This window comes from Actinospineispora acaciae DSM 45401 (assembly GCF_000620785.1).
GTDB classification, from domain to species: Bacteria; Actinomycetota; Actinomycetes; order Mycobacteriales; family Pseudonocardiaceae; genus Pseudonocardia; species Pseudonocardia acaciae.
In genome coordinates, this window is record NZ_JIAI01000038.1 from 1 (window position 1) to 12,070 (window position 12,070).

Consider the following 12,070-nt stretch of genomic DNA (forward strand, 5'->3'; position numbering starts at 1 on the left):
CCCGCCGCGGCCGACTGGCTCGTCACGGTCGACCCGAGCGGCCAGCGGATCGAGCTCCAACCGGAACGGGCGCGAGCGGCGCTCTAGGCGGCGGGCGTCGGGGACGCTGAGTACGTCTTCGGTGAGGTCAGGCCCGCCCACAAGGCGCGACGGGCGAGACTCGCGCGTGAGTCCCGCCAGTCGGTGACTATCGTCGTTTGCCGGAAAGGCAGGAAACGCATTCCTGCTTCCAACTGTGTGCGTCAAATCCGATATGCGCCTTGCTGTCATGGAGCATGACAGGCGCCCTGAGGCCGACGCTAGTACAGTCTTCGCTCTCGTACAGATAGCCCTCGAAATTGGAATTATTCTGGTACGCATCTGCCTTTTTCCCAAATCTCGTCAGGTTATAGCAATTCCCCTGCCCTATGTCGGTCATTTCCACAAGTTCGCCACCGTACTCTGCGTCCGGCCACAGGCATACCACGTTCGGGTCTGTGCAGAGCGGCGCACCGCCGACCCTTTCTCTCCAGCTGTGCGCGGTGAATCCAATGTCCGGGTTGCTGGAGTCCTGGAGGACATTCAGTGCCCGCCCGCCACAATTTTGACCCTCAAAAAGGACACCCTCTATACTGTGATTCCAGTAGGATCTTATCTCCCCTGGGCGAAGATTTATACACTGCCCCCAAGAACCCGGAAGGACGACATCACCATAGCCCTGCCAGTTCGCCTGCGGGAAACCGCACAACACATCATATGCTTCGCCGGGTCCCGAACAGTAAACTGGATCCGGCGCCACTCCCCGATGAGCCATCATCTCGATCCCGGTGCGCGGAGAAGTCGAGGCCGCGAGGGGCGGCTGGACAACTGTGACCATGGCCACCAACACCGCGGCAACCGAAGCCATCAGCAAGTATGTGCGCAAGGAGAACCCTTTCTCCGCGGTGTCTCGTGGCCGAGCACGGTGGGTGGCCGATACGGGTGCCCACACGGGGCCACGAGGCACCGACATCGACACTATTGTTGATATAGCGCGGTTCGAGCACCAATATGGTCGATCTCGGCGCCCCTTCCTGGCCGATGCCGAGGCGCGCGGTCACGAACGGTACTACTAGCGGTCACTCCAGAACACGATCTCGTACTGCATCTTCCCTTTCCAGGGAAGGTTGAACGATTTGAACGGAACTGTTATCCGCTCGCCGTTCCAGTCGATGGTACAGTCGTTGGTGATGTTATCCAGACGGGAATGATCGATATACAGGTAACATGTTGTCTTCACTATCTGTCCCGCCGTACCGTCCAGGTTATTCTCCGGATGTCGCGTCAGGATAATCGCCGGGTCGTTCCCATGAAGGATAGAGGAAGAGAACATGAAGCGGCCCGCCTCCTCCAGCGTCACCGTGGAGTCGATATCTATCCTGTATCTGTCCGGCGTCGGCGGCACGTCAATCTCTTTGGTGTCAACCACGTGATATTTGAGGCCGTTCGGTTTCACCGGGCCCGACGTCGCCGTGGGATGAGACTCGACCGGAACGCTGGCGCTCGCGGTGCTCGGAACGGCGAGGAGGAGGCTGACCGCGCAGACCAAGGGTATCGAGGCTCGCTGACAGATCTGGAGTGGTCGGCGCACAGAAGTTCCTCTCGGGGCAAGGCGTGGGTCGAGAATGGGCGCCACAAGGTCTAGCGGCACTTGTCGCCTTGGCCCTTTGCCGGGGAGCGTCTCGGTCCAAGGCAATCTTGAGCTAAGCTATTTTTAGGTTTTTCCGTCGCGCTTCCGTCGCACTTCCGGTACCACCATGTCATCGGCGATTTCGGTATCATGCGTACCCTTTTGCCTCAACCGTCGCTCGCTTTGCGGCCCGGCCGCAGCAGCGCGACCAGGTCGTCGAGGCGCGCGGTGACCAGCACGCACACTGCGGCCACGACGGCAACGAGCGCGACGCCGGCCGGCTCGTAGCCTCGGTCGCCACCAGCGGTCAGGCCGCCGACCAGCCCGACGGCGGCGACCGCGACCAGGACCAGGTTGCGCACCATCTGGTGGCCGCCCACCGGGGCGCTGCCCGCGCCGAAGCACCGGCACGGCGTGCGGGTCCCTCGGCGGATCGCGCCCGCGAGCACCACGCTGAAGCAGCACAACAGCGCGGCGGCCACGACAAACCCCACCCACACCAGCCCGGGCAGGGCCAACGCGACGACCACGGCACCCTCGCCGGCCACGGTCAGCGGTGCGAGCACACGAGCCGACCGGGTCTGGACCGCGAGCAGCGCGGCGGTCGCGGCCACGAACGACCGGAACGCGCGCCGGCCCCCCAGCTTGCCGGCCAGCGACACCAGGAAGACGCCGGCGAGCAGCGTTCGGCTGCCCAGCACCACGTAGGTCACGTCAGCCGGCCAGGGCGGCGAGCGAATGCCTCGCCTCGACCACCGTGTCGGCCTCGTCGACTTGCACCAGCGTCGGAAACGATCGCACCCCGAGCGCCTCGGCCACGGCCTGGCTGGTGGGGTCCACCAGCACCGTCGGGGAGTCGCCGAGCGCATCCAGGATGGCCGCCCGGTCCGGTTCGCTCGCCGATTCCAGCACCACGAACGCCATCCGGCCCTCATCGGGATGTCGGGCGAACTCCGCGGCCAGTTCCCGGCACGGCCCGCAGCTCGCGGAGAAGAACCCCACCAGCCGACCGGTGGCCTCGGACACCGCCTCGCCGCGGGTGCTGGTGCCGGTGAACGCCGGCATGGTCCGGCCGATCAGCGCGTCCGGGCCCGGGGACCCGAACGGACCGCCGCCGGCCAGCCGTTCCTCGTGATCGCGCAGCCGGCGGAGGATCGCGAAGGTGAGCAGGAGGTTGCCGAGGCACAGCACCGTCGACACGATGACGGCGGCAACGAGGAACAGCATGACACCCCTCAGGACTCCGGATTTGGGACGTGCACGGATCAGTCGGCCACCAGGTCGGGTTGGTAGCCGGCGGCCTGCAGCTCGAACAGCTCCGCATAGCGGCCGCGGGCCTTCATCAGCTCGCCGTGACCGCCCCGCTCCACGATCCGGCCGCCGTCGAGGACCACGATCTGGTCGGCGTCGCGGACCGCGCCGAGCCGGTGCGAGATGAGGATGCTGGTGCGTCCGGACCGGTGCTCGCGCAGCGTGGTGTGCACCTCGTGCTCGGCGACCGCGTCCAGCCCCGAGCTCGGCTCGTCCAGGATCAGCAGGTCGCGCTGGTCGCGCAGGAACGCCCTGGCCAGGGCGAGCCGCTGCCACTGGCCGCCGGAGAGCACGACGCCGGTCTCCGGGTCCTCCTTGTCGCGTTCGGAGACGTACATCCGGCTGAGCATCGTGTCGTAGCCGTGGGGCAGCGCGGCCAGCGTGTCGTGGATGCCGGCGAGGCGGGCGGCCGCGACGACGCGCTCCCGGTCGGCCAGCAGGTCGGTGTCGCCGAGCGCGACGTTCTCCGTCGCGGTCAGGTCGTAGTGCATGAAGTCCTGGAACACCGCGCCGAGCCGCCGGCGCAGCGCCGCGATGTCCATCTCGCGCAGGTCGACGCCGTCCCAGAGGATGGCCCCCCGGCTCGGGTCGTAGAGCCGGCAGAGCAGCTTGATCACCGTCGACTTCCCCGCGCCGTTGCGGCCCACCAGCGCCGTGGCCTGCCCCGCCGGCACGAACAGGTCGACCCCGCGAAGCACCCACGGATGCCGCTCGGAGTAGCGGAACCACACGTCGCGCAGCTCGATCCCGCGCCGCAGCGGCGGCGCCGCGACCGGGGTGGCCGCCACGCTCAGGTCCGGCTCGGCCCTGGCCACCGCCACGTAGTGTTCGAACATCAACAACTGCTGGTAGGTGCCGGCCAACGCCACGGTGAGCTGCGTCAACGCCGACTGCACCCCGGCCACCGCGGCCACCAGCATCGTCACGTCGCCGGCGGTGATCGTTCCCTGGTGCGCCTGCACGATCGCCCACACCAGCCCGCCGCCGGCCACGCCGGCCGACAGCAACGCCAGCCCGCCCTGGGTGAACAGGTCGCGCAGGTCCTGCCGGCGCCGCGCCGCGTCGGCGGTCCGCCGCTCGGTGAGCATGCGCTCGCGCAGGAACCGACCGGCCCCGAACAGCCGGATCTCCTTCGCCGCCTGCACGTCGGTGAGCAGGGTGCCGAAGAAGAACTCCCGCCGCTCGGCGGGCCCGATCGTCCACATCATGCCGGCCCGCTCGCGCGAGAGCCGCAGCTGCGCGACCAACGCGGGGATCGCCGCGGCCAGCACGACCACGGCCAGCGCCGGCCTGATGATCACCAAGGAGCCGAGGAAGCCGACCGCGGTGACGGTGCCGCCGGCCAGCGAGATCCCGGCGTCCACCACCGCCTTCGGCGCCTGCGCCGCGGACTGCTTGCCTATCCGCATCCGGTCCAGGAACACCGGGTCCTCGAACCGGGCCAGGCCGTGGAACCCGTCCACCGCGCGGTAGAGCAACTCCTGGCTGCGCAGCGCGATCGCCCGGGCGGCCTCCTGGCTGACGAACGTGCTCACCCTGGGCAGCAGCGCCAGCAGCAGGCCGGCGACCACCAACCCACCGGCCAGCCAGAGCAGCCGCTCCAGCGACGCCGGCGCCGTGCCGGTGAGAGCGTCGACCACCAGCTTGGTCAGCCAGGCAACCAGCACCGGCAGCGCGGCCGTGCCCAACGCCAGCAACCCGGTACCCACCACCGCGACCGGCGCCGCCGACCAGGCCAGCCGCACCGCCTCCCGCGCCGTGCGCGACAGCGTCAGCCCGGCCTCGGCCCAACGACGCACCGTCACCCCCATCGGTCCCTGACCGCTCAGGACGGCATGCTCGCCGACATGCGGCACAGGTATGTTCCGACCAGCCCGGCGGCGGGATACGGTCCCCAGTCTCGGGAGTCACGGCCTCGGGGGTTATCGCCCAGGACGACGACCGTGCCGACCGGCACCCGGTGATGGCTATCGAGCCTCGGGATGCGCGGAGCTCGCTGGCCGGGAAGCGCGGCGACGCGTTTGATATGCCATTCGGACCGTGGGTATCCGGCGGACGGCATGGCCGGGGGTTTGAGGACGGCGATGTCGCCGTACCGTAGATCGGCCGGTTTACGTCTGCGGACGAGGATCCGATCCCCGTCGTACAAGGTGGGCTCCATACTGTCGCCGATGACACGCACCATCACCAACATGCGCCGAGCCGCGACCGCCACACCCGTGACTACGGCGACCGCTAGCAAGACCGCGGCGCTTCCGCTCACAAGATCAACTCGGGTCGCAGGCAGCCCCCTCCTCCCACCAATCGCCGCACCGCAGCTCACCGTTGCAAAGTTGACAGAAGGCGCACCTCCGGTGGCCTGTTGGCCCGCACCAGCATTCCTTCTCGGCAGGCGTACATACTTGCGCATGCGCATCGAGTCGCGGCACCAATTTGGTCAATAACCTGTCACTCAAAGAGCGTAGCTGGTCGAGTGCGCGCACCTTCGCCTCCATCAACTGACATGCTGGAAATTCGCGCCAATGCCTCACCGTGGCCGTTGGCGGTGATACTGTAGCCGCTGGTCATCACCGCGACAAGACACGCACACCCGACGCACCTTGCTTTCACTTAAGTCACCCTTAGTGATCTCTTACTTGTTGCCAATCCCGGCTAGTAGTAGTCGACATCCCTCTCGGGGCTGCGTAGGTACTGACCGCATCGGATGCTGGAATTTCGTCGACTCGAAGTATGCGCCCGCCGTCAACGCGCCACCTGAGATCATTGATACCACGGCGGTCCAGCCCGATCGCATTTCTTCAAACTTTCCTAGCGAACTTAATCTCACGGTTAAGGCTCATGCGGGGCGCCGCCATGGCGCGGTAGGGTTATCCGTTGACAATCGGCGACATAACCTAGTCGACCTCTTCCGATGACTTAGGAAGCGACACTCAAATGATTGACACCAAGATGGCCTCTTCCCTAAAGCCAATCCTGCGAACCCTGATAGACAAGATCCCTGGTGTTAATCGAGCGATTGTGCACACCAAGAAAGGCTTCCCCATCGTCACCTTACCTTCGTGTTCCTTCTTCCGCACGTCGCTCACCACATTCACGGTGCCCGAGCTGCTTCGCACCGCCGACGAGTTCAACCAGACGATGAAAATTCGAGGCTTCACCTGCACTGTCATACAGTTGCGCGGGCGAACGCTTTTGGCTATCCCAGTCAGCGACGAGCTGATCTTGACTCTCGACGTGCAGACGAACGTCCGCCTACGCCAGGTTGCTTCTCATCTTGCTGGCTACGTCGGCCACATCTCCCAGGTCGCGGCGAGCCGGTAGCCCTCAGTCGTGGTGGCCTTGCTGGCCGTGGGTCACGGGGGTCGCGTCGGGGCGGGTCCACTGTGGGGTGGGGCGGCTGGTCGGGCCCCAGGTGGGGTTGCCGTCCGCGTCGGTGCTCCAGTACCAGCAGATCCCCGTGCCTCGGCTGCCGAGCGGTGCATCGGTCTGGGGGGCTTCGGGCCAGCCTTCGGGGTTGTCCTGCCATGCCTCGCGGCGGCCGTAGGGGGTCATGTCCAGCAGGGCGAGGGAGCTGTTGACCGGCTCGTTGCCCCGGCTGGTCGTGGCGTAGGTGAAGAACGTGCGGTCGCCGTCGCGCAGGAAGCAGGTGACCGAGCCCATGTCGTTGCCGAGCGGCGCGTCCAGGTCGCGCACCGAGTACCAGGGCTCGGTGTAGCCCATGAACTCGACATAGGGGGCCACCTCGTCCCACCGGCCCGCGGTCAGGAAGGCGAACGACACACCGCGAGCGTTGAGGTAGACGGCGTCCTTGATGCTCCAGGCCGTGGTGGTGCAGCCCGGGCACTGCCCCTGGTGCGGCGCGCCGTCGGTCCACATGTGCTTGTAGACCACCAGCTCGTCACGGCCCTGGAACAGGTCCAGGAACGGGACCGGCCCGTCGGCCCCGACGACTTCGACGGTCCCATCGAACTCCACCATCGGCAGCCGGCGGCGGGCCGCGGCGAGGGCGTCGCCCGCGCGGGTGTGGGCCTTCTCACGGACCAGCAGCTCGTCCCGAGCGGCCTGCCAGGTCGCCATGTCAACGACGGGCGGGCGGCCGGTCAGCGCGGTGTTGGTGGCCATGGTGTCCTCCGTGGGTTGATGGAGCGGGGTGCGTTGATCCCTCACCGTGGCGTCGAACGCGAGCGACCCCGATCGACAGGTCCGGCGAAAAATCCGCGCGGGGGGGCGGGTTGGCGGCGCGTGACGGGTTGTTGCGAATTCAGATCAGGCCCGCTCGGGGCGTGGCATGCAGGTGAGGTCGAGCTACACGACGGCGACCCACCGTTGAACCGCCGGCCCGGTGGTGCTCGCGAGATCAAGATTAAGATCTTGCAACGCCTACCTAAGATAAGTGCACCACTTCGGTCGTGGTTCTCGTTGGCTTCCGCCATCGGGGTGGGCGCGGGCGCGAGAGCTGGGGGTTCGGCGTGTCGGACGGTGACGCCGAGGAGACTCGGCCGTGCTATCGGTTGCTCGGCCCGGTGACGGTTCACCGGGACGACGAAGAGCTGCCGATCTTCGCTCCGAAGCTGTTGGCGGTCTTGGCGGTGCTACTGCTCCAGGCGAACCGCGTGGTCACCTCGGAGCAGTTGTTCTCGCTGGTCTGGGGCAACCACCCGCCGCGCAGCGTGCGCGGCCGGCTGCAGGTTCACGTCTCCGAGCTGCGTGCACTACTCGGAACCGATGTGATCACACGGGTGGGCAACGGCTACAAGATCAATGTCGCCCCCGGCGAGCTGGACCTGCAGGTCTTCACCGATGCGGTCGCGCAGGCGCAGAACGAGCTGCGCGCGGGCAAGGCGTGCGAGGCCGCCCGGCGGCTCCGCTCCGCGCTGGCGCTGTGGCGCGGTCCGGCGTTGAGCTCGGTCGCCGAAACGCTGATCCAGCATGAGCGCCCCGGGCTCGAGGATCGCCGCCTCAGCGCGCTCGAAGAGCTCTTCGACGCCGAGCTCGCGGCCGGAAACCATCCCGAGATCGTCGACCAGCTCCGCCGGGCCGTGGCCAACAACCCGTTCCGGGAGAAGCTGACCGCCCAGCTGATGCTCGCGTTGCACCGGAGCGACCGCCGCACAGAAGCGCTCGAGGTCTACACCGACACCCACCGCAGGCTGGTCGACGAACTCGGCATCGAACCAGGCCAACGGTTACGGGACACTCATATGCGGGTTCTCCAGGGCGATCCGACCTCCGCCGGGGCAGAGAACGAGGGGGACTCGCCCTCCGACGTCGGCGACCCGGAACCGTCGCGCACCGCCTGCCTTCCCCGAGACATCCAGGGCTTCGCCGGCCGAGAGGACGTGTTGGCCATCCTGGACGCGCGGCTGACGGCCGGTGACGGGAGCTGTGTGATCAGCGGCATCGCCGGCGTCGGCAAGACCGCGCTGGCCGTGCACTGGGCACACACCGTGCGCGAGCATTTCCCCGACGGACAGCTCTACCTCAACCTACGCGGCTTCGACCAGGAACATGGGCCGGTCGCCCCGGTCAGTGCCATGGGCACCCTGCTCAGCTCGCTCGGCGTAGCTCCCCGCCGGATCCCGGAGACGCTCGCGGGCCGTACCGCGCTGTACCGGTCGATGCTGGCCGACCGCCGCGTTCTGGTGCTGCTCGACAACGCTCGCGATACGGCGCAGGTAGTGCCGCTGTTACCGCCGTCGGGGTCTGTGCTGGTCACCAGCCGGTCCCGGCTCGGCGATCTCACCGCACGAGTTGGCGCCCACGTCATATCGCTGCCTGTCTTGACCGACAAGGAGTCCTACGCGCTGCTCGCCGCCGTGCTCGGGGCGGAGGCCGCCGAGCCAGAGCGCGGCGCCGAGCTCGTCAGGCTGTGCGCCGGGCTGCCGCTCGCGTTGCGTATCGCCTCGGCGAACATCCTCACCAATCCCACGGCCAGCATCTCCTCGGTGACCACCGAGCTGACCACCGGTGGCCCGTTCGCGGCTCTGACCACGGACGGGACCGAGCAGTCCGCTGTTCGCTCGGCGTTCTCCGCGTCCTATCGAGCGCTGGAGCCCGAACATCAGCGCATCTTCCGCCTGCTAGGGCTCGTCCCCGGGCCCGACTTCACCGCCGAGGCGGCGGCGGCGCTCGCCGACATCCCGCTCCTGGAGGCCGATCGCGGTCTTCGTGCCCTGGCCGCCTGCAGCGTGATCGAGCAACACGCCGGCCGTCGCTACCGGTTCCACGACCTCATCCGGCTCTACGCGCTCGAGGAGGCACGCTCCGATCCGGAACGGGGCCCCGCGTGGGTCAGGCTGGTCGGCTACTACCTCCGCAGCGCGAAGGCGACCGCCGAACACTACAGCGCGGGCACGCTTCGGTTGCCCCGAGAAACTCCCGCCCACCCGGCACACACCCATACCGAGCATCTAGGGACCTGCTTGACGGACGTGGAGGTCCCCAACGTCACCGCGGCGGCGATCCTCGCGGCGAAGGACGGCCCATACCCGGCGGCCTGGCTGCTTACCGACTGCCTGCGGACCTACCACCACCGCACCGGCCGGCGCGCGGAGTGGTTGGAGATCGCTCCGGTCCTCCTGGACGCGGCCCGGCGCCACGACGAGTCCGACGTGCAGGCCCTGCTGCACCACAGCATCGGCACGTGCTTCTTCCGCGCCGGGCAACGAGACAAAAGCCTGCATCACGTGAACGAGGCCATCCGGCTCGCCCAGGCCTGCCGGTGGGGCGAGTGCGAGGCCGCGTCGCTCGCCGATCTCGGCATCGCCCTCGGGTGGATCGGCCGCCCGGCCGAGGCGGTCACCCACATCCAGCGGGCGCTGACCCTGTTCTCCGAGCTGGGCTTGATCATGGGCGAGAGCCGGGCGCAGAAGTACCTCGGCCTGCAGTATCACTTCCTCGGCAAGCTGCGCCTCGCCGAGGAGCACTACCTGCGGGCGCTCGGCCTCGTCGGGCGACATGGCAATCGCTTCACTCACGCCGTTGACCTGCTGTACCTGGGCGCGGTCCGGACACCACTGGGCAAGCTCACCAAGGCCGAGAGCAATCTGCGACGAGCCGTGGACATGTTCCACGAGCTCGGTTCGTCGGGTGGTTCGGCGGTCGCCCACACCTGGCTCAGCCAGCTGTACTGGGAGGCCGGCGACCTCCCGAGGGCGCGCATGGAGGCCGAGCGGGCACGACAACGCAGCCGAGCGAGCGGCGGCAGGCTGGCCGAGGCACTGGCGTTGATCGCCGCCACGGACGCCGAGACGAGCTTGGGCGAGTACACGGCGGCCGAGGAACACCTCGCCTCCGCCATGGCAATCGTCGGAAGGGGCAACTTCATCGGCCACGAGGTCATGGCCCTGTGCGCCGCCGCCCGCCTCGCCGTTCGGCGCGGCAGCTACCCGGTTGCCGTCCTCCGGGCCAAGCAGGCACACGCCGCCGCGCACCGCCACAACTACCTGGCGTTGGAGGTACCCGCCCTGGTCGTGCTGACCGATGCCTACCTGCACATGGGTGAGAGCGAACAGGCCGTGAGTACCGGTAGGGAAGCCCTCGCCCTCGCCCGCGGTTGCGGCCTGGCCAACGACGAGCGTCGGCTCCAGGGCCTGCTCGAAGGCGACGGTCCTGGCACCGGGTGATGGTCGCCAGGTGAGCTGAACCAGACCCGCTTCACCGCTGGTGGTCGCTGGGTGAACGGGGTGCGGGCGGTCGGCCTGGTCCGTCGTCCACCAGCCGTTCGAGCATCGCTCGCAGCGGCCCGTTGTCGCCGCCGCGCGCGGCCCGGGAGGCAGCCCTGTTCGCTTCCGGGTCCATGCCCGCCCACCGCAGGACATGCCCGGCCTCTCGAGACAGCTGGGCCAGGAAGGCCCGCTGCGACCTACCGTTCCCCTCCCGAAACGGGTGCAGGAAGTTGATCTCGGTCAGCAGCGCGGTGAGCTTGTCCACGAATGCCGCCCGGTCCAGCCCTCGCAGATGCCCGTCCTCGGCGAGCCGGCCGAACACCCGCACGGCGGTCGAGACCAGGTCACCTGGGTCGCAGAACAGCGCACCGCCCTTGCCCATGGTGACCGTACGCAGCTGGCCGGCCCACTCGAACAGATCTCCGAAGATGACCTGGTGGAACCGTTGCAGATGGGCGAGGTCGTAGTCCCCCGGCAGCGGGTGACGCCACAGCTGGGCGATCCGCGCGCTGGTGAAGTCGGCCTCGACGCGGGCGAACTCGGCCGGGTCGGTGATGCCCAGGCGGTTGCGCAGGACTCCGGTTCGCAGGTCGAGGTAGGGGTCCCAGCTCACCGGGAATGGTGCAGCCGCACCCGTTCGATCATCTCGTCCGCGCTGATCTCACCGGCGTCGAAGAAACTCAGCAGTTCCTGGACATACGTGCTGGGCTCCAGCCCCTCGGCACGTACCGACGCCAACGCCTCAGCGGCGGCGCCGCGCTCGGCCGTCGCCCCACCGGCCTCGCCGGACCTCGCCCAGCCCAGGGTGGCCGTCCGGCTCGCATGGAGCTCCTCGGGCGAGAGGACCGCCGGTGCATCCATGCTGGCAGCGTACCGGAGCTCACCGCCCAACCGGCGATCCGTGCGCCTCGGCACCCGGGGCGGCGGCACCTCTCGCCCGATCACACGTGTCATATCGGATCCGATGGGGTATTCCGTCGGCGACTGGCGGCACTGACGCGGTCTAGTTTTCTTAAGTCTCGTGACTTCGTCGGGTGCGAGCGGTGATAGTCGTAGTGAGTCAAAAGCGCCGGGGGAAGTCATGGGCCGAAAGAGCGTGATGGTGGGCGTGTTTGCGTTCGGGTTGGCGGTGGTGGGAGCGCTGGGCGCGCTGTCGGCCAGCGCGGTCCCCGTCGACAATGCGAGCGGCCCGCACGGCAAGGACCAGGTGACCAGCGGCCAGGGCAACGACTGGCTGGCCGGCAACGAGTGGTCGCTCGCCCCGCTCGACGACAACCTGGCATAGCCGCCCGCCCTGGAGAGGACGCCGCACAGCTCCCATTCACGAGCTTGTGAGTGATGCGTTGTCGGCCCGGCGCTAGCTGAGCCGGTTAGGGCGTCAGCCTCCACCGCCCTGCTTCGGTCCGGTGCCCTGGACCTGAGCCTGGGGCAGCAGGATCTCCTG

At 68.0% G+C, this 12,070-nt stretch carries 11 protein-coding genes; 3 read left to right on the forward strand and 8 right to left on the reverse strand.

The window, feature by feature from the left end; translation table 11 throughout:
- Window positions 1-1,090: 1,090 nt before the first annotated feature.
- The 5 genes from N912_RS0147230 to N912_RS67200 form a co-directional block, all read right to left on the reverse strand.
- Window positions 1,091-1,567, reverse strand: coding sequence for a hypothetical protein (locus N912_RS0147230; protein ID WP_156994441.1), 477 nt, complete (start codon window positions 1,565-1,567; stop codon window positions 1,091-1,093).
- Between the two features lie 248 nt (window positions 1,568-1,815).
- Complete coding sequence (locus tag N912_RS61390; RefSeq protein WP_028927911.1) at window positions 1,816-2,361, reverse strand: MauE/DoxX family redox-associated membrane protein; 546 nt, start codon at window positions 2,359-2,361, stop codon at window positions 1,816-1,818.
- A 1-nt stretch (window position 2,362) separates the two neighbouring features.
- Window positions 2,363-2,875, reverse strand: coding sequence for a TlpA family protein disulfide reductase (locus N912_RS61395; protein ID WP_028927912.1), 513 nt, complete (start codon window positions 2,873-2,875; stop codon window positions 2,363-2,365).
- 38 nt (window positions 2,876-2,913) lie between these two features.
- The gene (locus tag N912_RS66705; protein ID WP_281176415.1) at window positions 2,914-4,764 is read right to left on the reverse strand and encodes an ABC transporter ATP-binding protein; all 1,851 of its coding nucleotides are present in this window, start codon (window positions 4,762-4,764) and stop codon (window positions 2,914-2,916) included.
- A 20-nt stretch (window positions 4,765-4,784) separates the two neighbouring features.
- Window positions 4,785-5,375 (reverse strand): S26 family signal peptidase, encoded by a 591-nt coding sequence (locus N912_RS67200; protein WP_084212087.1) that lies wholly within the window; start codon window positions 5,373-5,375, stop codon window positions 4,785-4,787.
- Between the two features lie 518 nt (window positions 5,376-5,893).
- Here N912_RS67200 and N912_RS0147250 point away from each other — a divergent pair.
- On the forward strand, window positions 5,894-6,280 hold the full coding sequence (locus N912_RS0147250; RefSeq protein WP_028927914.1) for a hypothetical protein: 387 nt from the start codon (window positions 5,894-5,896) through the stop codon (window positions 6,278-6,280).
- Between the two features lie 3 nt (window positions 6,281-6,283).
- Here the strand turns inward: N912_RS0147250 and N912_RS0147255 are convergent, their stop codons facing one another.
- Window positions 6,284-7,081: a DUF899 family protein gene (locus N912_RS0147255; RefSeq protein ID WP_028927915.1), complete on the reverse strand. Its 798-nt coding sequence runs from the start codon at window positions 7,079-7,081 to the stop codon at window positions 6,284-6,286.
- A 347-nt stretch (window positions 7,082-7,428) separates the two neighbouring features.
- On the opposite strand from N912_RS0147255, the gene N912_RS59345 reads away from it, so the two are divergent.
- Window positions 7,429-10,584 (forward strand): AfsR/SARP family transcriptional regulator, encoded by a 3,156-nt coding sequence (locus N912_RS59345; protein ID WP_051581791.1) that lies wholly within the window; start codon window positions 7,429-7,431, stop codon window positions 10,582-10,584.
- Between the two features lie 31 nt (window positions 10,585-10,615).
- On the opposite strand, the gene N912_RS59350 is transcribed toward N912_RS59345, so the two are convergent.
- Window positions 10,616-11,239, reverse strand: a complete 624-nt coding sequence (locus tag N912_RS59350; RefSeq protein ID WP_051581792.1) for a Fic/DOC family protein — start codon at window positions 11,237-11,239, stop codon at window positions 10,616-10,618.
- Window positions 11,236-11,487, reverse strand: a complete 252-nt coding sequence (locus N912_RS0147270; protein ID WP_156994442.1) for an antitoxin VbhA family protein — start codon at window positions 11,485-11,487, stop codon at window positions 11,236-11,238. The genes N912_RS59350 and N912_RS0147270 overlap by 4 nt, the downstream gene beginning before the upstream one ends.
- Before the next feature lie 220 nt (window positions 11,488-11,707).
- On the opposite strand from N912_RS0147270, the gene N912_RS0147275 reads away from it, so the two are divergent.
- The gene (locus N912_RS0147275) at window positions 11,708-11,911 is read left to right on the forward strand and encodes a hypothetical protein (protein ID WP_037070337.1); all 204 of its coding nucleotides are present in this window, start codon (window positions 11,708-11,710) and stop codon (window positions 11,909-11,911) included.
- Window positions 11,912-12,070 lie beyond the last annotated feature (159 nt).